This is a genomic window from Deinococcus betulae (genome assembly GCF_020166395.1).
In the GTDB taxonomy this organism is placed as follows: domain Bacteria; phylum Deinococcota; class Deinococci; order Deinococcales; family Deinococcaceae; genus Deinococcus; species Deinococcus betulae.
The window spans coordinates 22491-43921 of the sequence record NZ_JAIQXU010000028.1; the positions used below are offsets into that span (position 1 = coordinate 22491).

The following is a 21431-nucleotide window of genomic DNA, read 5'->3' on the forward strand; positions in this document are numbered from 1 at the left end:
CACTCGCTCAAGCGCGCCACAGCGGATACTCCTCTCCCTGATAGGTCTTATTCGTAGCTTGTTCCTGGTCTAACCACGCCAGATACGCCTGGAGCCTTTGGATCTCCTCCCAACGTCTTGCCTGCTGATGCAGAGCTTCACGACAGGCGTTCGTTTCATCCTCCCGGCGCTTGAGTTCGGTCTGAAGAGCAGCGGCCCGGTGACGTGTGGCCTCCAGGCGCTGCTGCTCGGCGCGGCGGATCTCTTCCTCCTGGCGCCTGGCCTCCCGCTTCGCTTCTGCCACTTCCGAGAGGCGCTGGAACGACGAGAGGATCACAGGCAGTTGCTCATCCAAAGTGAGTTTGCCGTCCGACCAGGCAATCTCGTACAGCTAGTCGTCCGGCTCGCGCGTCAGGAACATGAGTCGGCCGGTGCCCACAGCTTTCTGCCGGACAGGGGGTTCGAACGAAGAGAGGAAGCGGCGCGTCAGAAGCGGCAGGTCCGGTTGTGAACACAACTTCTCCTTGACCCGCAGGTACAACTGATCCTGGCTGCTCTTGAGGACGGTACGGTAGCTATGTGAGATCCGTACCCTTCAGGCTGTCGAGGATCAGGGCCATGAGGTTCAGGGCTCAGGGCAGCGCTTCACGCGACACCATCAGGTTCAGGTGGCGCTGGTCGGTGAGGACGATGCGGCCCCAGACGTCCAGGTCGGCCTGGGCATAAACGGCTTCGGCCGCTTAGATCAGCGGTGCCTGGGAGGGTACGCGCATCACTACCGGCGCATGGAATGTCTGCAGAGGCTTGACAGGTTTTGATTTCGGCTGGGAGGGGCGGGCGTTCAACCTTCTGGCCCGCATGACGCTTGGCCCAGTAAGGGAACATTCAGTCGCGCGCAGGCTTTCGTCATGGCGGGGCCGGATAGCCCCAGATCGATGGCCACCTGCTTAGCTGGCTTGGACCACATCAAGTCGTACAACTCTTTACGGGAGGGCCAGCGGTGCGACATGTCCTACCTACTCGTTGTTCCCTAGTTAATGATCCGGGCGTAAATCATTAGCTTACCGGCCCGGCACCGTCCTCTAGATTGACCAGACGTAGGCCGGTCTCCCTTATTTGTTAGAACTTCGGCTATTTTAACGGGTTGCTATGAATTAAAGCAAAGATCAGTGAAAATCGTGAGAAAGCGTCGAGGGTCAAAGTGTGTTGACCATACACTACCGAAGAGGGCTCGATCGAAATAAATTGGGGCGAGCTCGTATGTCTATGATCCTGTTCTTTGCGATGTTTGTTTAATTAAAACGACAGAGTTCCCAAAGTAATTTATAAATTCAAGTGCCTAAATAGTTTATCGTACCTATGGATAATTTTATGTCTACTTCAAAGATTGACTGACTCTCCAACAGGATTCTGTAGCCATTATCGTAGGTAGCTGGCGGAAAGAGAGAGTGAGTGTCAAGCAGCCTTCCATCGCCTAACCACTCAAGTGCATCTGACAGATTAATTCGCAAAATTCCCGCGATTGAGGATGAATAGTCAGGAGCGCGCCCACCGGGAATGCCTAAATTTCTGAACAGAAGGCCATGTTGCGCATGGGGGCGCAAAAATATTGAAGGGGCGGCTAACCTTAGATCCACAAGTTCAGTTTTGCTGCCCTTCCACACGCCTGGATGGACTACTGCGGCATTTGCCAAATCTGTAGAGATCAAATATATATATGCGTATCTTTTATCATCATTTTCCCTTCTTTCTACTCTTTTCTCAAAGTTTAAGTATTTATTATCTTTGCCTGCCGAAACCGATTTATAGCAAGCAAACCAAAGAGCCACCCAAATATTATCTACTAAATCGAGCCAAGTCGTCTGAATTCCGTAGTGTTGAAGCAGTGGTTCAACTACTAGATCGGGCATATTTTTGAAAATTCCCTCTGATTTCTTTAGATTTGCCACTAATTTATTTAGACTTTCGGTTTTAGCGCTTCTTCCGGCGGGCGTGCCAACTCCTCTGTATAAGGAAGGTAGAAGCTCGGTATATATTTGCGACTGACCTCTATAATAAACGTTTTGATTATTTTTTTGAGCAACTAAATATTTTATATAGCCGGCCGCCTGAACCAACGCATGCTGGTCATTAACGTGGTATACTTTCAATGCGGTAATTGGACATTCTACCAACCTGCTATTTCGGATTTCTAATTTACCTAGTGGGGTCACTCAAAAATTCTACATTCCTCTTTGTCGATATCGAGTAAATGTATAGTGTTACATCTCTTGAACGGTCCGATGACAGCTGTAACATGGATGAGTGAGCCTCCTTGCAGTTGCCTACTATCGGGTCAGTACTGCCAAACAAGGTCAATCCGGTCTCGGCCTCGAAGCCCAGCAAGCTGCAGTCCTCGCCTATGTCCGTGCCAAAGACCTTGAACTTACCCTCGAGTTCACTGAGATCGAAACTGGTACGCGGAAGCGCCGACGGCCGCAACTCGAAGCCGCCCTTGATCAGACTCGCCGCATCGGTGGCGTGCTCCTCATCGCTAAGTTAGATCGTCTTGCCCGCAACGTCGCCGTCGTCGCCAGCCTCATGGAATCCGGTGTCCGCTTCGTTGCGGTCGACATGCCCGAAGCCGACAATCTGACCATCCACGTCATGGCGGCCGTTGCCGAGCGGGAGGCACAGCTGATCTCCGCCCGGACGAAAGCGGCTCTAGCCGCCCGGAAGGCCCGTGGACTCAAACTCGGCAAGCCGGAGAACCTTACCACTGAAGCGCGCTTGGCGGGAGCGGCTACCTCACGGACCCGGGCCATAGCCGACATGCGACCAGTTGCCGCGTATGCCAGTGCTCTACGCGCGCAAGGGCTGAGTCTGCGAGCGGTTGCTACGCAACTGGACGCGCATGGCTTCCGCACACGCCAGGGCGGTCCCTGGAGTGCCGTGCAGGTGAAACGCGTTCTGGACAGGGGAAAACAGCCTTTTACGGAGCCGGCCGCATAGGGTTGATCCAGGCTGAATACCGCTCTATATTGGAGAAATCAAGGCGACCTCCGGGTCGTCTTCTTCGTTGTCTAACGTCAGCGGTACACCCTGTGGACATCTGCGGCGTCCTCATTGGAGGGCGGCTGCGCTTGGCCGCCCGGACAGGACCGCCGGTGATCCTGACGGTCAGGTGAGTGGGCGCCTGCTCCTGTAGATCTAGGGCGTCCGTCATCCTGGGCAGTTGACGTAGTCGCAGGACTCCGGAAGCCAAGGAGAGTTGAATGGCCGCAGCCCAGGTCTGCTCCCCCAACACATCCCGGGATGCGCCTAGGGTATAGGCACTTGGGGCGTCCCTGACATTCAGGGTGTGTCAGTGGCAGGAAACGTCACCTCCTCAGCGATGCCTTGGGATTGATGATGGCTATCAAAGTGCCCGAGGCGGATATCTCACGCGCGGTGTGCAGGTGAAACACATCGTTTAGCGGCAGTAAGGGGAGTGGAGCAGCAGCTCTCAATCCTCATGCCTGCATGTTCCCCATTGGAGGCAACCCCTATTCGCGGTAAGTTGACTGTTCGACTCCACACCGCGCTCGGATCTCAGCGAGAATCAACGTCTCTCGCGCTATAAGGAAATGCTCGTATTTTTGCCCAAGCTCTTCCGGTGTCAGCGTCTCATCTGCAGAGATCAAGTGTTCTCTTGCTGCACCACCCAAAAAGTGAGGGGCTAGTAGCTGATCGGATGCTCCACTGGGGAACACCTGCTCCCAGGCGGTGTACTCGCGCGGGGATTTGTCGCGGATAAGCCGGTTGGTCTCATCACTGATCAAGGTGCGGTTCAGCACTGTATTCACCAGCATGCGGCGGGTAATTCCTGCCCGTTTGAGGTAGGCACGCGGGAAGACGTGATGGTCCTCGAGTTTCTGTAGGGTTAGTGCCTCATTACGCCGCCAGTCGCGCGCGCCATTCAGGGCAAGCAGGCAAAACACGCCGGAATACACTGAGCTGCCAGATGATGCGGAGCCCCGGATGGAATAGGCCGGTGTTCCCATACGCGCCTGCGCCTCGGCGAACACCCCGGGCTCGCTCCCGCCGGCCCAGTACGCCAGAAGATCCATGAAATCCCTGCGTGCCTTAGTTTCGACGGCGCTCGAGTACCGCTCCAAGAACACGCTGCACCAGTACCATCGGCGTAGGCTCTCGCGTTCGAACCCGCCGCGCTTCTTCTCTTCGATGCGCTGGCGCCCAGCGGCCAGAACGGCAATCAGGCCGGTGCCGGGCAGCCACTGCCGGTCAAAAACGCCAAAGCCGTCTGGGCCGATCGATTCAAGGTGCTCCAAGGCCCGCTCGACACCCTGCGCAGCGCGGTTCCAGTCCTTCTCAAAGTCCTTGGGAGAGAGTTTGATCAGCTCCTTGGGCGTAGGCGTGACGTCGCGCAGGAGCGCCAGCACACGCAGAATGATCACCCCGAGCTTCAAGGTCTCGGCTTTGCCACCAGACCAGTCATTCAGGCGGTTGTGAGTCTCGCACGACTTACGCCACAGGTCGTGGAGTTTGATGCCTGAGCGGTACAGCCGGGCAGTCAGCAGGTCGTACACGCTCAGCTCGACGCCGTTCGAGTTCAGTTTCTCGAAGATTGCGCAGATGCGTCCCAGGGCATCGGAATCATTTTCTTCGACCTGCGGGAGTTCCACCACAGCCACCTGAAACGTCTGAAAGCGCGCGACGAGTTCCGTCCAGGGGTCGCGCCACTCGTCCCGGTACTGCTGCTGCCTGGCCTTGTCAGTCGCGCTGAGATGATCATCGAGCTTGTCCTTCCATTTCGAGAAGGTGCCGCTCTCGAGCAGCGCCGTGCACGGCAGCAGCAGCCGCTCAAACTGCCCCTCCGGCGTAGCCAGATCGCCCAAATCCTCAGTGGCAACGTCGACCACAATGCTGTCGTCGTCAATGTCGCTGAGGGCCTTCTGAAGATCGATGAAGAAGCGCCGGGGCTTACTGGTCTCCTTGAGGCTGTAGTTCGGGGCCGTGAGGGCATACATCAGCGAGGTCAGGCGCTGCTGGCCATCGAGAACCAGCTGCTTGGGCCGGGGGGACGTTCCCTTGGGTTTCGCGCCACGCAAGAAACTGGGCTGGAAGGGCGGATGATCCGGGTTGGTGTGAAGCAGGAGCACCGAGCCCACGTAGTACCCGCGCAGTACCGACCGTACCAAGTCGGCTACCTGATCGCGCGGCCACACGAAATCCCGTTGGAATTCAGGTAGGCACAGATCACCGTGATGGGCCTGCTCGACCAAAGCCACAAGCTTCCGCTTATCTGGGGTGATGTCCATGGATAAGGCAGAGTATGCGGTGAATGAGGAGCTTATCGCCGCAAGTTCGCGGCATGGCTGGCTGGGGCTGTCAGAACACCCAGGGCGTACTCTGGATTCACAAGAATGAAGGCTGCCCACTAGGGCGTGTATGCCAAGGGAAGGAAGGATGTAGATTCACCAAGGAACGACTTGTCAAGACGGTCGCTCAGCCTCGGGAAACGTCTTCAGAACTGTGTGTGCTTGTAGTTAAATTTACGTTGTAGACGCACTTGCTCCAGATATCCGCACTTGGCATACACGCCCTAGGGCAGCTTTCGCGAGTGGAAAGAACCAATGGCCTACGGCTTTTGTCGCCAGGCGGCGACGATGTCGCGCATGATCCGAGCCAAATCCCGCGGGGCAACTATGCCCACCAGCACCAGCGCATTCAGGACGATCAGTCCGGGGGTCGCTACGCCGAGCACTGCCCCCCAGATCAAGATCATCGTCGTACAGATCGCCCAGACCATTACATTTTCGCGCTCGTATCCGCTCATTCTCTCCTCCAAGGTATTGCAGAGATCTCTGTTGTGAATTACTATATCACTTGTATGGAGGTGACCACAAGTGAGCAGCCCTCATGACCGCAGTTTGGTTCAGCTGCAGGATGTAGCAGCGTCTTTCCAGGGCGTTCAGGCAACAATTACCCCTCAAAACAGCTCGACGCAATTTGGCATCATGTCCATCCACAACTTGGAACGCTTGAACTTTGAGAGTTTCCTAGAGCCCATCCCCGTTGATCCAAAGATGGAACGGCTGCAACTGGAGTGGGATGACGTCGTGGTGTCGCTGAGAAATCAACCCATGCGGGCCTCAGTCTGGCGCTCCTGCTATGGCCCTATGATCCCAGGGTCGACGCTAGCCGTCCTGCGGCTCAACAAGAAAGCGAAAAAGTTTCTCCTGCCAGCGTATCTGGCATGTCTCTTGAAATCGGACATAACATCCGATGATTTGTCTTCGAAATATCGTAAGACAACGGCTGGAATGTATATAAAACTCAGCGATTTAAGGGAATACGAGATTTTGATTCCGTCAATCGAACAGCAAGAAGCTGTCATTGATGCATTCTACGCTACCGAGTTGTTTAAAATAGAGGCAATTAAGCTGGTTGACGTACGCGAGAGGATTGTCCAATCAACTCTAAAGCAACTGCTGAGGGAAAATCGATGACATCTGGTAGAATTATTGCCGATGCTTTTGATCAGCTAAGACTATACACATCTCAACGCGAGGCAAGCGAACATATCGCACTGCTTTTGCTCATTAGTACGATTGGAAAATTGCAAAACGATTATATGAGCCTTGGCTTGAAGTTTGAAAGGCTTGATGAATTTTTGGATTTATATTCCACAAATACGATAGATAGAGAGCAAATTCTGATAAAGACAATTGAAGATTTGCAATACCGCAATCCTCATATATTTATCGGCCTGACCTCAATAGTTAACAACTCGATACCAGCTCGGGTCTCTCGCGATACCTGGAAGATGCTTCAGGCATTGCCCTTGCCCACTCTTGAACACGGGTTGATCTCGACTGGGCCTTTGATTGAGGATCTCTTGCGCCGAGGAGCAGTTTCCGACCGTGAAGGAAAAACCCTGGTCACGCCTGAACCCATTCTGAGGCTTATGGTCGGCCTGACCTACCCCCAGGAAGGACAGTCCATTCACGATCCGACCTGTGGTGCGGGGAGTTGCCTGATCGCTGCCGCGCGTTACGTGGCCAGTAATGGTGGAGACCCAACAAACCTTCGTTTAAGTGGCCAGGATATTAACCCGCGCGCGCTGGCGTTGTGCGGCCTCAATTTAGCTGCACATGGCCTGATTAACGTTGATTTGCGGCAAGGGGATACGCTTGCCGAGCCCAAATTCGTAGATGCCCAAGAGCTAGAGCAATTCGACCTCATCCTCACTACTCCGCCGTTAGGGCTTAAACAACCCACACCGCCCTTCCGCAGTTTTGGTCGCTGGCATCCTTCCATGCTTTCGAAATCAAGAGCGGACGTCGCCTTCTTGCTGCATGCAGCAGCTGCAACGAAGCAGGGAGGCAAAGTGGCGCTCCTGGCCCCTTTGAGTTTGCTCTTTCGTACTGGAGTTGAAGCCGATGCTCGAGAGTCATTACTGCGCGCAGAGCGGGTCGAAGCAGTCATCTCTCTCCCGCCTGGCGCGCTTCCATACTCCAATGTGTCAACCGCGTTGGTCGTGCTGCGTGCACAGGAGATGCAGAAACCTGTATGGATGTTCAATGCTCAATCCGTTCTGCTGAATTGGCGAGAAGAAGACCGAGCGGCTGTAATCGACAACGTCAATTCTATACTTGAGGACTGTAAAAACGCAGTGATTGGTCATCTGTCGAGACCTGTGAGCTTCGATGAATTAGATTCAAATAATTTCAACCTTGATCCAAATGTATTTGTGAAGGGAAACAAATTGCAAGTCGATCCTGAAAGTATTTTTGCGGAATTGAAGATGTTAGAAGAAAGCTTTGTTAAAGCAGACGAATTCTGGAAATCCAGCTTCGAAAAAATGATTCATTTTATCGATTGACAGAAATGATATCTGTTTTGTTCATCATAATCAGTAATTTGCAAATAAAATTGAATTACCAACAAACATCTCATAGGATTTCTTCTGATTTAGAGTAAGAGTATCGCCGAACTCTGAGTAGACTGCGTAATCAGCGAGTTCAAAGACCTCTTTACTGTAGCGAATAACGTAGTGACGATTTAAAATGTGTCCCACATAACTGTAGCTATTTAATAAAGCGTCAATTGAGTCGCACTTAGAGTTGGTCGCAAGAGCTAAGTTCGGCCCGTTGATTTCCATGCCATAGCCAATCAAGCCTCTTCCTATATGTAGAGAGAGATTCGAAGAATAAAATTTGCATTCAACAACTAAGCAGCATTGAATCCGCGTAACTTCTCGCCCTATCCTCCGAGCAGAATCACACTCTGTTTGATTGATTATTGAGATATCCGCCTCATGGCCAACACCGGAAAAGCCTTCAATCGTTATCCCTAGGTGAATCTCGTGGGATTTACCATTTGCGGAGAAGGCGGCATATGAGAAAGCTTGGTTGGATATTTTGCCTGGGGCTCCACGAGCTACGAAAACGCCATGAGTCCTATTAATATAATTCACATTGGTTGAGAATCTCGAGTTGATCGCTTTGGCTGTTCTAACGAACACAACGACCTCGTAGATGTCGTTTCCTACACTTATTACCTTACCGCCGTTAGTTTGGACATTGCGAATAGTTTTGTTGATTTCCCTGAGCAATTTTTTGGCAGTTGCACTTGGGGTTCCGGCAGTTGTCATTGTTCGTCCAAGGCACGAAGCTGGCCCAGCAGCTGTTCGAGTTGATCCGCTAGCTCGATAAGTGAAGAAATGTCCACTGTGTTATCGGCCCCATCGTCTGCGACGAAATTGCTATTCCGACCTTGTTGGGGCCGGCCAAGACGCATTCGCACCACGTTCTCTGTGAGTTGCCCTTCCAGGGCACCAAAATCGTCACGGATTTCGAGCACCTGAATGCCAGCTTGTGGGTCCGTTTCCTGAAGTCCAATTAGAGCCTCTTGCGCGAAGCGAATAGGCTGGATCACCGCCCGGTGGGTCGCGTCCATCAACTCGTGCAGACGGAAGCGGCGGATGTCCGTAGACAAAGCGTTCCCGACCTCTCCCGTCTGCTCCGCGGCGTTCCCGTTCCGGCTTGCTACATATGCCTCATACCATGTGTCCTCGACTTGACGTACAACGGCCTCAAGTCCACGCAGGCGGAGAATGCGGGCCAGTTCGTTGTATATCGCTGTTAGTTCTTCCTCGTTCATGAGGCTTCGCCCTCAGATTCGAACAGTCCTACCTGCCGCGTTCCTTTGGCCCGCTCGATCTTTAGTGCTTCCAGGCGGCGGATGGCGTCAGTTTCGCTGGCGGCTTTGGGGATGGAGCAGGCCGGTTCATCCAGATTCTTGCGGGGGCGGCCAGGGCCACGGCGTGCTACCACGGCTGCATCCTCTGCACCGACCAATTCAGCGGGCTCCTTACGAGGTCGTCCTGGCCTACGCCGCACCCCCATCACTTCCCCATCTTCACTGGCCGCTTCTGCAAGTTCTTGGCGTGGACGGCCTGGATCTCGGCGTACAGTTTCTCGTGCCAACGCTCTGGCAGGCGCAGCCCGGCGGGTGGGCATTGTGCTAGCTGGGGTCACGGCGGCCATAACGGACGCCAGCAGCGCGGACTGTTTGCTCGCCTGTGCGGCGAGCCCGGCTTCCAGTCCGTCGCACAAGGCTATGAGTTGATCGATCTTGGCGACGATGCGTCGCTGTTCGGGGAGAGGGGGGAGGGGCATCGGAAAGCTTGTAATTTCGGAAAGGTATAAACAAGGCTGAGCACCACCTCTTTTCTTCTCTCGAATGGTGGTTTGTAGCAAATCCGAATCCATTGATATTTTCAGATATTGAGACAACATCACTAAAGGCTTAATAAGGGCAACACTTCTTACAAGGGCAAAGTCCGAGTCAGTGGGAACTAGGGACGATCTGCCAATAGTGCCCCCTACTGAAACTATTAGTAGATCACCCTCTTCGGGAAGACAGCGCTCTCTAGACTTCTCGTAATCTTTTTCGGAGATCTGATCAAAATTATCAAAATCTAGAAAGCCGTCCCTGACGTTCTTCGCTGAGAATAATCTTTTTCCTTGGGTTATCCTTTTGGGCGTCTGATGATCCCCATCTGTAATCTTTGAAGTGATTGCATTCAATCGTACCCACTCCCACCCTTCTGGGACCGGATATGGCATCTCTTCCGGCGTCATAGGTGGCAATGGGTTAGCTGCACGAATCCTCCCTGCAATGATCAAGCGGCTTTTTTCCTCCTCAATCTCCTTAAGGAGTTCGCTGGCGGGCGGATCGCTCGGGTCTTGCTCGACCAGCTTGCCCATGACGGCCAGTTGCAGCACGGCCTTCCGCAACTCAGCCACATTCCTAGGCACGCTGTGCAACTCACTGAAGTGTTGCGCCACGAACTGCCACGCTTCCGCAAAGGCAGCGGGCTCTTGAGCGCTGAGCAGGGCGTTTAGGGCGGCGGTGTGCACATCCACGCGCTTCTGCTCGCGCGCGGCGCGTAGGGCTTCTAACTCGTCGCAGCGGGCCATCAATTCATCGATTCTGGCAACGATGCGGCGCTGCTCGGCGAGGGAGGGAAGGGGAAAAGGCGTCTTTGTAAAGTACTCCGTAGCAACTCGTCTCTGACCGGCGGTTCCCGTCATAAATGGAATTGCGTCAGATATATATCGTGGATTTTTTAGATGGTACAAGAGATACTTTAAATCCACACTTCCAAATGAATTTCGGAATACATGGAGCTCTGTCGTGCCGGCCCCAATACCATTTGGAAGCCCTTTGAATATACATGATTTCGCATTCTCAAAACATGGCGTTATTTTCGCTAATCCAACATCCCCGTCACTAAAATGTGTAAATCCTGTTTTTATATCCTTCCACTTCCGAACCTCAAAGGCGTGATCCACTCCCATTTCGGCATAGATCATCGGCATAGGCACGAATCCAGCATCAATAGCGTCTAAAGCGTCATTTCTCGGATTGATGACTCCAATGCTGCCCAGCCGTACCCATGCCCACCCCGCCGGCACTTCGTATGGCACTTCATCCTCTTCAATCGCTGGCAGCGACTTCGGGGTTCTGATCTTACCGGCAGCGACGAGACGGCGTTTCTCGTGCTCAATCTCTTCCAGTAGCTCGCTGGCGGGCTGATCGCTCGGATCCTGCTCGACCAGCTTGCCCTGCATAGCCAGGGTCAGGATCAGCTCCCGCAGCTTCTTGATGCCGTCCGGTGCGGCGAAGGCAGCGTCGAAGTGCTGTTCAAGCAACTGCATCAGCGCCCGCCCCCTAGCGCGGCCATCAGTTCCTGCTTCAGGGCGTCCTGCGCGGCCTGCACCTGCCGGGTCAGTTCCTCGTATTCCGCCATCAATTCGGCGGGGTCACCGTGGATCACCTCGATCTGGTGCGGGTTCTTGATGTCCAGATTGTAGTTGCGCGCGGCGATGTCGGCAGCGCTGACCTTCCATGCGTATTCGTTTTCCTCGCGCCCCATGCGGCTGGGGCCGTCCCACCAGGCGATCTCGCGGTCGAATTCCGCGCGGGTCAGTGGCCGGGTGCGGGAGTAGGATTTGTAGCCCGCCGGGTAGGGGTGCTCGAAGAACCAGATGTCCTCGGTGGAGCCGCCCTTCTCGAAGAACAGGATGTTGGTGTTGATGCTGGTGTAGGGGCTGAACACGCCTTTGGGCAGGCGGATGATGGTGTGCAGGTTGAAGTCGCGCAGGAGTTCCTGCTTGATGGTAGTTTTGACGCCCTCACCGAACAGGAAGCCGTCGGGGAGCACCACGCCGGCGCGGCCAGTGCCAGGCTTCAGAAGTTGCATGATCAGCGCCATAAACAGGTCTGCCGTCTCGCGGGTGCGGTAGCGGCTGGGGAAGTTGTTCTCGATGCCGGGTTCTTCCGTCCCGCCGAAGGGGGGGTTGGCGAGCACGATGTCCACCGCGTCGGCCGGCGTGTAGTCACGCAGCGGGCGCGACAGGGTGTTGTCGTGCCTGACGTTCGTGGGCACGTCGACGCCGTGTAGCAGCATGTTGGTCATGGCGAGCAGGTGCGGGAGGGGCTTCTTCTCGATCCCGCGCACAGTCTCCTGGACGACCACGTCGTCCTCGGGCCGTTTTTTCTGGGAGCGCAGGTGGTCCAGCGTGCCGGTCAGGAAGCCGCCCGTACCACACGCCGGGTCAAGCACAATCTCGCCCAGCCGCGGATCAATGATGTCCACCATGAACTGCGTGACGGCGCGCGGCGTGTAGTATTCGCCGGCATTGCCAGCGGACTGCAGGTCGCCGAGGATCTTTTCATAGATGTCGTTGAACAGGTGCCGGTCCTGTGAGTTGTTGTAATCAATGTCGTTCTGGATGACGTTCACGACCTGCCGCAGCAGTGTGCCGGACTTCATGTAGTTGAACGAGTCTTCGAAGACCAGGCCGACGATGTGCCCGCGCGGGTTGGGACTTCCGCGCAAGCCCTTTAGGGCAGGGAACAGGTCATTGTTGACGAACGTCATCAAGCCTTCGCCCGTCCGGCCTTCTGGATCAGCCGCCCAGTTCGACCAGCGGTGTTCTTCTTTGAGGGGGGAGACGTAATCGGGAATGGTGAGTTCCCACTCCTGTTCCTTGTCGTCAAAGATCTTCAGGAAGATCAGCCAGACCATCTGGCTGATGCGCTGGGCATCGCCGTCGACGCCGGTGTCCTGGCGCATGATGTCCTGCACGGATTTGACGAGGGTATTGATGGACATAACGCTCCATTATCGCGTACGGCGAGGCGTGCTGGAGGCCACTGCGCGCTTACGCGCTGTCGGTATAGAGCTGCGTTTCCAGGTTGCGCACGGCGGCCTCATACGCGGCTTTGTTGCCGAAGGCTTTCACGAGTTCCATGGGAGTTCCCAGCTGCCGGAATGGCTCGAGCTGCAGCACCTTGAGGTCTTCAATGGGGCCGACGCCCTGATCGGCGTACTTGTCGAGGAGAGCGTTCAGCACGCGCCGGGCCAAGTCCCCATAGGTGGTAAAGGCGTCCCGCCGACGCACCTTCGCGGCGCGCTCCCGGCGCGTGAGGGGTGGCTGTCCCCAGGCCAGCTGGCAGATCAGGTCAAAGGGATCAAGCTGCTGACCATACTCAGCGGCAAGCACCTCGAAGAACACCCCCTCGTCGGTCAGCTGATCAATGATGACTTGCTTGCGCTGCGCGGTGTTCCAGCGCCGCAGGAAGTCGTCCAGCGACTCGAACTCGCGGTGCAGGGTGTTGCGGGTATAGACCTCTAAGCTCTCTGTGATGGCCTTGCCATCCCGGTCGTACTGGATTTCGCGTTTTGCCGTCACGGTGACGGGCACATTGTGGACCACGAATTTCTGCTGGGGCTCTGGTGTTGGCGGGGGCGTAGGCCCTGGCCCCGGCTCCGGTGGCACCGGGGGGTCGGTGGGGCCGGGTTCATAGATGACCTCGGGGTCGCCGTCGAACTTCGGGTCAGAGAAGAGTTCCGTGGCGCGTTTGAAGTCCAGCACCGTGAAGTAGTGCTTGTCGTAGTCCTTGTTGATGCGGGTGCCCCGCCCGATGATCTGCTTGAACTCCGTCATGGACTGAATGCGCTGATCGAGAACGATCACCTTACAGGTCTGCGCGTCCACGCCGGTCGTGAGGAGTTTCGAGGTGGTGGCGATCACCGGGTAACGGCTGGACGGAAAGATGAAATCATCCAGGTAATCTTTGCCGCGCTCGCTGGTGATTTCCACGACGTAACGGGGATCCTCCCGCATGAGGTCCGCGTTCTCGTTCGCCAAGGCGCTGCGCATCCGGTCGGCGTGATCGGTGTCCTCGCAGAAGACGATGGTCTTGGCGTAAGGATCGGTCGCGCGCAGGAACTCCGTGACCTTCTTCGCGACCAGTTGGGTGCGCTGTTCCAGCACAAGCGTCTTGTCGAAGTCACGCAGGTTGTACTCACGGTCTTCGACAAGACGGCCATGCTTGTCGCGCATGCCCTCCGGTGGCCGCCAGCCGCTGAGATCCTTGTCGAGGTCGAACCGCACGACCTGGTAGGGGGCCAGGAAGCCGTCGTCGATCCCCTGCTTGAGCGAGTACGTGTACACCGGATCGCCGAAGTAATGCGTGGTGGACACGTCCTTGGTTTCCTTGGGCGTGGCAGTCAGGCCGATCTGCGTAGCGCCTTTGAAGTAATCGAGAATGTCTCGCCAGTTGGAGTCGTCTGCCGCGCTGCCGCGGTGACACTCGTCCACGACAATCAGGTCGAAGAAGTCTGGACTGAACTGCTTGTAGATGTTGCGTTCTTCCTCAGTGCCGGTCACCGCCTGGTAGAGGGACAGGTAGATCTCATATGAGGGGTCGGTCGTGCGGTTCCGAATCTTGGTCATGGCGGCCCCGAAGGGCTTGAAGTCGTTGGTCATCGTCTGGTCGACGAGGATGTTGCGGTCCGCCAGGAACAGGATCCGTTTCTTGGCCCTGGCACGCCACAGCCGCCAAATGATCTGAAAAGCGGTGTAGGTCTTCCCGGTGCCCGTGGCCATGACGAGCAGGATGCGGTTCTGACCGCGCGCGATCGCCTCGACGGTCTTGTTGATGGCCAGCACCTGGTAGTAGCGCGGCATTTTCTCGGAGCCGTCACTGTAGTACTCCTGCGTGACCAGCTGCTCCTGCGCGGCGGTCAGTCCCTTCGCCTCATTCCACCAATCCCATAACTGTTGGGGACTGGGGAAGGCATCCAGGGAAATTTCCTTCTCGTAGGCTTCGGCGTTCGGCAAACTATTTCGGAAGAGGAACCCGTCGCCATTCGAGCTGAACACGAAGGGCACTTCGAGCATCTGGGCGTATTCCGCGCCCTGTTGTAAGCCGCCACCAACTGGATAGGTGTTGTCCTTGGCCTCAATGACGGCTAGTGGCACGCCCGGCTTGTAGAACAGCACATAGTCCGCACGCTTGGAGGAGCCGCGGGCTTTGAGGCGGCCACTCACCATCACGCGGCCCTCGGTCAGCCGGTACTCGGCGCGAATCTGCGTGAACTTGTCCCAGCCTGCATTGAGCACGGCGGGCGTGATGTACATGTCGCGGATGTCCTGTTCGGACAGGTCTCGTTTGTTCATGAGGCTCCGGAAGAGTAAGGGCTGGCTCTGGTCTGACGGCAATTCAGGTGAATCGGGAGGTGCTGCCCACCAGCACGCAGCAGTGGAAGATGCTTGCACTCAATTTAGAGCGTGAATCAGCTCTCCCTGCATCATTTTGGGCAGGGCAGTGATGCCCTGCGGGAAGCATTTCAAAGCCCGCTCGTCCTCAAAGTTGTACTGGCCACGAGTCTGCCCCTAGCGCCCGAAATTGTCGAATGCGAGGCGGGATTCCTTTTCAGCGGCCCACAGGCTCATCTCGCTCGTTCTGATTGCTGCATGAATTGACAGGGCATGAATACCGCCCTACATTGAAGAAGTAAAGGCGACCTCTGCGTCGCCTTCTTTGTTTTCTCTTCCGACCTCACCGGTACACACTGCGGATATCAGCGGCGTCCTCATGGAAAGGTAAGGGTTGCTGTCCTGCGCGTCCAGGCGCCCCAGTGATCCTGACATTCAAGTGAGCCGGGGCCTGCGCCTGAAGGTGTACGGCATCTATCATCCGGGGAAGCTGGAGAAGCCGTACGGTCGCAGAAGATGAAAAGAGGTGGAGGGCGGCCGCCCGGGTCCGCCCCCCAGCCTCATTCCGGGACGCGCCCAGGGCACGGGCACTCGGCGCGTCTCCAACATCCAGGGTGTGCAGATGCGGGTGAGCCGCTGCGGCGTCCAGCAGGGCAGCAAGGCCGTGATCGCCAATCCCGCAGCTCGCCAGGCCCAGCACTTCCAGCGCGGTGTTGTGCCCAAGTGCGGCCGCAATGCCCTGGGCGCCAGCGTCTCCCAAGGTATTCACACTCAGGTACAGCCCCCTAAGGCTGGGATGCTGTGCGAGGACGGCGGTGATGTCTGGCAGGATGGCCGGCGTCAGGGCGTTGCCACTGAGATACAGGTACTGCAGTGAAGTGTTGCCTTCCGCCAGGGCTTGCAGGATGGCCCTGGCGCCCAGGTCACCAATCCCCGTGTGCACCACGTCCAGGGTGCGCAGGGTCGAGGTGTCACGCAGCAGCTGTGCCAGAGTCTGAGCGCCGGCTGGCCCGATGGGATTGCGTTTGAGCCACAGCGCCTTGACCTGCGGCTGTGCCCGGATGGCTGTCGCCAACGATTCGGTCCCGGGTGCGCCGATGAGGTTGCAGCCCAGGTAGACCGTCCGGAGCGGCTGGTCCCTCACCAGCGCGGCGACATGCGCGGCGCCTGCATCCCCAATGCCGTTGGTGCCCAGCAGCAGACTCTGCACTGTGTTCGTGTGCCGCAAGACTTCCGTCACAGCCTGACACCCCAGCACGCCGGCATCCTGTTTACACAGATCCAGCCGGCCGTCGGCGCGGAGGGTGCCGCGGGGGAAGACCTCGTCAGCCGTTATGGGGAGGCCGGTCTGGAGCCGCTCCAGAAGCGGCGCAAACGCCTGGAGGTCTGGGATGGGGACGTCTTGAACGGGACACTGCACCTGCACTTCAGACTCTGCCATGAGGCTTCCTCTCTTCACCAGGGGTAAGGGCGGTAATCCTTGAGAAACACACCGAAGGGCGGAGTCTGCTCCTGCGTCAGGCCCACCACCACAGGGTCGTAGATCCGCGAGGCGCCGTCGATCAGGTCCAGCGGGAGACGGAATCCCAGATCCCCCATCCGGGCGGCTTTCGGGTGAGGATTTTCATTGGTGATCCAGCCTGTATCCACACTCGTCATGTAGATGCCTTCCTTAGCGAGGTCTGGTCCACTCGTCCGCGTGAGCATATTTAGGGCGGCTTTCGCCATGTTGGTGTGGGGGTGGCGTTCTGTCTTGTTGCGGCGCGTGAACTGGCCTTCCATCGCGCTGACATTCACGATGAAGCGCCGGGCGAAGGGAGAGCGGCGCAGCAGTGGTAGCAGGCCGGTGCAGAGCAGGAACGGCGCGGAGGAGTTGACGAGCTGCACTTCCAGAAGCTCCCGCAGACTCACATCCTGGAGGCGGGCACTCCAGCTGTTCGCGGGGCGGAGGTCAAGTTGCTGCCCGTCGGCGTCCAGTTCTCCTTCCGGGAAGTACTGTTGCAGCGCTTCGGATGATCTGGCGTCGTCGGTCAGCAGAGCAGAGGGCTGGAGAATGCGCAGACTGGCGCTCTGGAGAGGCAGGGCCTGCCGTTCGCCGTCCAGCAGGTGGGCATAGAACTCGCGCGGCCTGGAGATTGTCTGCGCAGCGTTGTTGATCAGGACGTCGAGATGGGGCTCGGTATCCTGCAGATGCTCGATGAAGGCCTGCACACTCCGCAGGTCACGGAGGTCAAGGCCGTACAGAGCAAGGCGGTCACGCCATTCCTGAACATCCGGTTCCTGGGCGTAGCGCTGCGCGGCGTCCTGCGGAAAGCGGGTGGTGACAATGACGCGGGCCCCGTCGCGGAGCAGCTTGAGGGACGCAGCGTACCCGATCTTGATGCGTCCTCCGGTCAGGACCGCTGTCCGGCCCGTCAGGTCGGCGCGGGCGGAGCGTTTCTGCGCGTTGAGGGTGCCGCAGGCCGGACACAGGGCCGGATTTGACGAGTGGGCAAGGGCGTAGCGTTCTTTGCAGATGTAGCAGCGGGGGAGAGATCGCTGTTGGGGAGGCACGTCTGTTTGCTGCACCGCCTGTTGGCGGGCATGCTTTCTCCCTGCTCGGTTGACCCCTGCCACCAGAGACCGGAACTCGGTCCGGTCATCGGCCAGGGTGGGGTCGTGAAGCACCGCCCGCAGCACGCGCTGTGCGGTGTCCCACTCGGCCGGGGTTGGGTCTGTCGTCATGGCATGTGCCTCACTCAACGAAGAGCAGTCAACGCTTATGGAGTCGTCGACTGCTCCTCAGGTCTGAAGCGGAGTCGAACCGCCGCCCCTCTGCTTGCAAAGCAGATGCTCTTCCACTGAGCTACCAGACTTCATCAGGATACAGAAGGGAATGGAACTGCAACGCAAAAGGAGCAGTTGGCCACCTTAGCAAGGTGGCACTGCTCCGACGTTCATCTGGAGCGGAGTCGAACCGCTGACCTGAGTCCTGATGGGACACCGCTCTTCCACTGAGCTACCAGACCTCATCACGGTAACAGGAAAAGAGGTGACGATTGCTCGTAAGGGAACTACGAGCTCTGGAAGCTTGAAGAGGGTGCTCTCATCTCTCCAGACAGCTTCTCAAATCGAAAGATAGAAATCTTTCTTTCAAAAAAGATTCTCAATTACCGCTTCTAGCACGCTTAATGGCCCCGATTGAGCTTCTGTACAACCGACCTACACTGAAGTGGACATGGCCATCCCTCTTCAGTTACCCGAGGACTACGCCACGCTGCTGGGTGAGCTGAAGCAGCAGATTCGGCAGGCCCAGACGCGCGCCGTTCTGGCCGTCAACCGGGAGCTGATGGCGCTGTACTGGCGAATCGGCCAGAGCATCCTGGACCGGCAGGCTCAACAGGGGTGGGGGGCAAAGGTCATTGATCAACTGTCCCGTGACCTGCGGGCTGAGTTTCCTGATCTGAGGGGCTTTTCCCCCACCAACCTGAAATACATGCGTTCGTTCGCGCAGGCTTACCCGGACTTTCAAAGTGGTCAACAGCTTGTTGACCAATTGCCCTGGGGGCATCTGGTGACGCTTCTCAACACCGTGAAAGACCCGGTCCAGCGTGAATGGTATGCCCGGTCGGCCATCCAGCATGGCTGGAGCCGAAGCGTCCTCCAACACCAGATTGACAGTCGACTCATCGACCGGCAGGGGCAGGCCAGCACGAACTTCGACCGTGCGCTCCCCAGCGCGCAATCCGAGCTGGCGCAGCAACTCCTGAAAGACCCCTACAACTTTGACTTTCTGTCCCTCCACGCCCAGGCCCTGGAGCGGGATCTTGAGAAGGGCCTCCTCGCGCACCTGAGAGATTTTATGCTTGAACTGGGTGTGGGCTTCGCCTTCGTGGGCAATCAGTATCACCTGGAAGTCGGGGGGGAAGACTTCTACCTTGATCTGCTCTTCTACCACCTGAAACTCCGCTGTTACGTCATCGTGGAGCTGAAAATCGGCGAGTTCAGGCCTGAGTACGTCGGGAAGATGAATTTCTACCTGAGTGCCGCCGATGACCTGCTGCGCCATGAGCAGGACGCGCCCAGCATCGGCCTGCTGCTGTGCCGCACTCAGAACAAGGTCATTGCGGAGTACGCCCTGCGCGGCGTGGACAAGCCCCTGGGCGTGAGCACCTACCAACTTGCAGAAAGCCTCCCTGCAGAGCTCGAAGGCAGCTTGCCCAGCATTGAGGCCTTGGAGCAGGAGCTGGCCACCCTGACACCGCACGAGGACGCGTGACCACGCCTCTGCGGTTTCTTGGCCTGGGCGGCACAGAGGAGGTGGGCGCCAGTTCGTCCCTCTATCTGTTGAAGGAAGGCCATCTCCTGATCGATGCAGGCCTCCGCCCAGGTCAGGTGACCCGCCATTCACTTCCCGTCACATCGTCACCTCAGCCCAGTACTTCACTACATCGGACAAACTCGGCTGCGCCATGGGTGTAGCGAGAAACGGCCCTTCCGGTGGCCAAGTGTGCACCGGCCAACCCTTGACGGTCAGCGACCAGGTGCGCGGCGGCATGATCGTCAACTGCAGGAGGTCGCGTAGGACGCACAGGCACCGGAGGTAATCAGCGTTTGGAACATGCAATGAGCGCCAGGTCCAGGGGGCACTTAGATCGTTCTGCACGGCCTGGGCGACTTCGACTGCCAGCGACGGGTGCTGTTGAAGGTAGGTGGCCAGGCGAGCCGGGTCGAGATCACCCGTAAGCAGGAACACGGTGCTGGGCAGCACCCATGATGAGCGGCTTGCCAGCGTCCCGCCCATGCGACGCACATCGAATGTCGCCTCATCGTCCATGAACGACAGCGCTCCCTCCGCCAATGATCGGCGGAGGTGTGGCAGCGCGTGCACTGCCCACACGACCAACCTGGCATCACCGTTCAAGAGCTCACGCCGCCAGTCGACAGGACGGACACCCACTTCATCAGACATCACCAACGCCAGCAGCTCGTGCGCGGCGCTCAGACTTCCTAACTCGACGTATTCACGGAGCGTGTCCAGCGCCCTATCCACGCCACGTTGAACCTCGTGGCCGAGGCGCGCGGCACCGTCAATGCTCAGTGGCACGGGAGACGCGTCGGTCGCCGCCCGAAGCACGTTCAGACTCTGGCGCACCACGGAGTACTCGACGGCAGGAGAGGGGCGATGGGGGACAATGACCTGCACGTCCCCCGATGATCCGGTCGGCCAGTCAGCCAAGGCGCATGCCGCCCCGACTACCTCACGGACCGAGACGCGGAAGAACTCACGCCCAGCTTGAACGCGTTGCGCTGCGAACTGCTGATGCAGGGCCAGTTCCAGCGCGGACGGGCGCTCAGTCATCAGGCAGAACTCCACGCGGAAGGGCATCGGCAGGCCAGTCGTCGTCAGTTCCGCTGCCCGGGTGAACGGATCCCGACTGGTCATGCCCACCTTCAGCACACCAGGCAGACTCTCGTTGCTCAGGACATACACGTAGCCGGACACAGTCGCAGCGTAGACCATGCCAAACGGGCAGGCGAACATCTCACGCTCAGGAACAGCGCGTGCGCTGCTCCTGCCGCCACCCGGTTGATCATTCCAGGTTCAGCGGCAGCAGTCCCAGAAGGTCGTCCTTGCTCGGTGGCCACCCTTATCTCTCCGCTTGATTGTTGACAAATAGAACTGTCGTCACCGCAAGAGCATGTGTAAACAGGATTCAAGCGACGTCTCAACCTGATTGGCGCTCAGGCAATCCATCAGCCTGCTCCAATAGTCGAGCATGACCTCGTCGTATAACGCCAGGTCATGCTCAGTGACCCCGTCGTTTTCGAAGTACCACGCTAGCCTCTCCTTCTCAGCCGCCGTTGCAGAGAGAAGTTGTTCCCGGCTCACGTTCTGAAGCTGACCGCCATCCTGCATCAAACGTCCTATAGCGGCGCGGAAAGCGTCACGCAATAAACTCACGGACCGCCCAACATTGTCCAACTGCCTTTCACTGTTCATAGTTCTCCAAAGGTCACGTTGATCGATTCTGGCGGGCTTTCCCGCCTCTAGCATGGAAGGACCACAAACTTACTTCTTGGTCGGGAGTCTTGATGTTCCGCCCGAGAGTTCGATGATCTCGACCGTGCCGTTCTTGATGCCTTTTTCGAGGGCACTGTTTAGAACTGTCCCCGTGAACTGCAGCATGCCGCCTTTCCCGGCCTCCAGGCATGCAGCAGTAGTAAATTCTCAGTCAGCCAGCTGGTCTGTGTTGCCTGACGGCCAGGGTCCTTCCGCGCGGCTAAGGAGACTTCTGGGAATTTTGATGACCACATCCGGATTCCCATCACTCTAGAGCTGGAACAGAACCTCCTGTCAAGGCTGTAATGCAGTATCTGAGCTAGTTGAGTTACACCCCATCCCCACAC

Annotated in this window: 17 protein-coding genes and 2 tRNA genes; 4 read left to right on the forward strand and 15 right to left on the reverse strand. The window is 57.2% G+C overall.

Translation table 11 applies throughout. From position 1 onward, the window contains the following. Positions 1-7 precede the first annotated feature (7 nt). Positions 8-334, reverse strand: a complete 327-nt coding sequence (locus K7W42_RS17760; RefSeq protein WP_224576285.1) for a hypothetical protein — start codon at positions 332-334, stop codon at positions 8-10. A gap of 976 nt (positions 335-1310) precedes the next feature. After that, complete coding sequence (locus K7W42_RS17765; protein WP_224576286.1) at positions 1311-2192, reverse strand: FRG domain-containing protein; 882 nt, start codon at positions 2190-2192, stop codon at positions 1311-1313. 91 nt (positions 2193-2283) lie between these two features. Between K7W42_RS17765 and K7W42_RS23320 the strand changes: the two genes are divergently transcribed. Then, positions 2284-2970 (forward strand): recombinase family protein, encoded by a 687-nt coding sequence (locus tag K7W42_RS23320; RefSeq protein WP_224576289.1) that lies wholly within the window; start codon positions 2284-2286, stop codon positions 2968-2970. A gap of 533 nt (positions 2971-3503) precedes the next feature. Here K7W42_RS23320 and K7W42_RS17775 read toward each other — a convergent pair. Both K7W42_RS17775 and K7W42_RS17780 read right to left on the reverse strand, forming a co-directional pair. Next, a complete protein-coding gene (locus K7W42_RS17775; RefSeq protein WP_224576291.1) occupies positions 3504-5279 on the reverse strand; it encodes a GmrSD restriction endonuclease domain-containing protein in 1776 nt (591 codons plus the stop codon). Positions 5280-5599: 320 nt separating this feature from the next. Then, positions 5600-5797 carry a hypothetical protein gene (locus K7W42_RS17780; RefSeq protein WP_224576292.1) on the reverse strand — a complete coding sequence of 66 codons (198 nt, stop codon included), beginning with the start codon at positions 5795-5797 and terminating at the stop codon, positions 5600-5602. Positions 5798-5867: 70 nt separating this feature from the next. Between K7W42_RS17780 and K7W42_RS17785 the strand changes: the two genes are divergently transcribed. Then, entirely contained in the window at positions 5868-6470 is a 603-nt protein-coding gene (locus K7W42_RS17785) for a restriction endonuclease subunit S domain-containing protein (protein WP_224576294.1), read from the forward strand. Then, the gene (locus K7W42_RS17790) at positions 6467-7846 is read left to right on the forward strand and encodes an HsdM family class I SAM-dependent methyltransferase (RefSeq protein WP_224576296.1); all 1380 of its coding nucleotides are present in this window, start codon (positions 6467-6469) and stop codon (positions 7844-7846) included. The genes K7W42_RS17785 and K7W42_RS17790 overlap by 4 nt, the downstream gene beginning before the upstream one ends. Positions 7847-7876: 30 nt before the next feature. Here K7W42_RS17790 and K7W42_RS17795 read toward each other — a convergent pair whose 3' ends face one another. From K7W42_RS17795 to K7W42_RS17835, 9 genes are all read right to left on the reverse strand, one after another. Continuing rightward, a complete protein-coding gene (locus K7W42_RS17795; RefSeq protein WP_224576298.1) occupies positions 7877-8617 on the reverse strand; it encodes a hypothetical protein in 741 nt (246 codons plus the stop codon). Beyond that, positions 8614-9126 (reverse strand): hypothetical protein, encoded by a 513-nt coding sequence (locus tag K7W42_RS17800; RefSeq protein WP_224576300.1) that lies wholly within the window; start codon positions 9124-9126, stop codon positions 8614-8616. The genes K7W42_RS17795 and K7W42_RS17800 overlap by 4 nt, the downstream gene beginning before the upstream one ends. After that, positions 9123-11189 carry a restriction endonuclease subunit S gene (locus K7W42_RS17805; protein ID WP_224576302.1) on the reverse strand — a complete coding sequence of 689 codons (2067 nt, stop codon included), beginning with the start codon at positions 11187-11189 and terminating at the stop codon, positions 9123-9125. Before K7W42_RS17805 ends, K7W42_RS17800 begins: the two co-directional genes overlap by 4 nt. Then, a complete protein-coding gene (locus K7W42_RS17810) occupies positions 11189-12649 on the reverse strand; it encodes a type I restriction-modification system subunit M (protein WP_224576304.1) in 1461 nt (486 codons plus the stop codon). Before K7W42_RS17810 ends, K7W42_RS17805 begins: the two co-directional genes overlap by 1 nt. Before the next feature lie 49 nt (positions 12650-12698). After that, positions 12699-15002, reverse strand: a complete 2304-nt coding sequence (gene hsdR / locus K7W42_RS17815; protein WP_224576306.1) for an EcoAI/FtnUII family type I restriction enzme subunit R — start codon at positions 15000-15002, stop codon at positions 12699-12701. 382 nt (positions 15003-15384) lie between these two features. Beyond that, positions 15385-16482, reverse strand: coding sequence for a leucine-rich repeat domain-containing protein (locus K7W42_RS17820; RefSeq protein ID WP_224576308.1), 1098 nt, complete (start codon positions 16480-16482; stop codon positions 15385-15387). 14 nt (positions 16483-16496) lie between these two features. Further along, complete coding sequence (locus tag K7W42_RS17825) at positions 16497-17765, reverse strand: SDR family NAD(P)-dependent oxidoreductase (RefSeq protein ID WP_224576310.1); 1269 nt, start codon at positions 17763-17765, stop codon at positions 16497-16499. 59 nt (positions 17766-17824) lie between these two features. Then, positions 17825-17895, reverse strand: a tRNA-Ala gene (locus tag K7W42_RS17830). Positions 17896-17977: 82 nt separating this feature from the next. Then, positions 17978-18049, reverse strand: a tRNA-Asp gene (locus K7W42_RS17835). A gap of 209 nt (positions 18050-18258) precedes the next feature. Between K7W42_RS17835 and K7W42_RS17840 the strand changes: the two genes are divergently transcribed. Beyond that, positions 18259-19299 (forward strand): PDDEXK nuclease domain-containing protein, encoded by a 1041-nt coding sequence (locus tag K7W42_RS17840; RefSeq protein ID WP_224576312.1) that lies wholly within the window; start codon positions 18259-18261, stop codon positions 19297-19299. Between the two features lie 138 nt (positions 19300-19437). On the opposite strand, the gene K7W42_RS17845 is transcribed toward K7W42_RS17840, so the two are convergent. Continuing rightward, positions 19438-20526 carry a GIY-YIG nuclease family protein gene (locus K7W42_RS17845; RefSeq protein ID WP_224576314.1) on the reverse strand — a complete coding sequence of 363 codons (1089 nt, stop codon included), beginning with the start codon at positions 20524-20526 and terminating at the stop codon, positions 19438-19440. Between the two features lie 183 nt (positions 20527-20709). Continuing rightward, positions 20710-21024, reverse strand: coding sequence for a hypothetical protein (locus K7W42_RS17850; RefSeq protein ID WP_224576316.1), 315 nt, complete (start codon positions 21022-21024; stop codon positions 20710-20712). Positions 21025-21431 lie beyond the last annotated feature (407 nt).

What these genes read in the sequence shown, in the direction of transcription:
- K7W42_RS17775 (WP_224576291.1), bottom strand. Translation starts at nt 5,279, where the DNA reads ATGGACATCACCCCAGATAAGCGGAAGCTTGTGGCTTTGGTCGAGCAG.
- K7W42_RS17780 (WP_224576292.1), bottom strand. Translation starts at nt 5,797, where the DNA reads ATGAGCGGATACGAGCGCGAAAATGTAATGGTCTGGGCGATCTGTACG.
- K7W42_RS17790 (WP_224576296.1), top strand. Translation starts at nt 6,467, where the DNA reads ATGACATCTGGTAGAATTATTGCCGATGCTTTTGATCAGCTAAGACTA.
- K7W42_RS17795 (WP_224576298.1), bottom strand. Translation starts at nt 8,617, where the DNA reads ATGACAACTGCCGGAACCCCAAGTGCAACTGCCAAAAAATTGCTCAGG.
- K7W42_RS17800 (WP_224576300.1), bottom strand. Translation starts at nt 9,126, where the DNA reads ATGAACGAGGAAGAACTAACAGCGATATACAACGAACTGGCCCGCATT.
- K7W42_RS17805 (WP_224576302.1), bottom strand. Translation starts at nt 11,189, where the DNA reads ATGCAGTTGCTTGAACAGCACTTCGACGCTGCCTTCGCCGCACCGGAC.
- K7W42_RS17810 (WP_224576304.1), bottom strand. Translation starts at nt 12,649, where the DNA reads ATGTCCATCAATACCCTCGTCAAATCCGTGCAGGACATCATGCGCCAG.
- hsdR (WP_224576306.1), bottom strand. Translation starts at nt 15,002, where the DNA reads ATGAACAAACGAGACCTGTCCGAACAGGACATCCGCGACATGTACATC.
- K7W42_RS17820 (WP_224576308.1), bottom strand. Translation starts at nt 16,482, where the DNA reads ATGGCAGAGTCTGAAGTGCAGGTGCAGTGTCCCGTTCAAGACGTCCCC.
- K7W42_RS17825 (WP_224576310.1), bottom strand. Translation starts at nt 17,765, where the DNA reads ATGACGACAGACCCAACCCCGGCCGAGTGGGACACCGCACAGCGCGTG.
- K7W42_RS17840 (WP_224576312.1), top strand. Translation starts at nt 18,259, where the DNA reads ATGGCCATCCCTCTTCAGTTACCCGAGGACTACGCCACGCTGCTGGGT.
- K7W42_RS17850 (WP_224576316.1), bottom strand. Translation starts at nt 21,024, where the DNA reads ATGAACAGTGAAAGGCAGTTGGACAATGTTGGGCGGTCCGTGAGTTTA.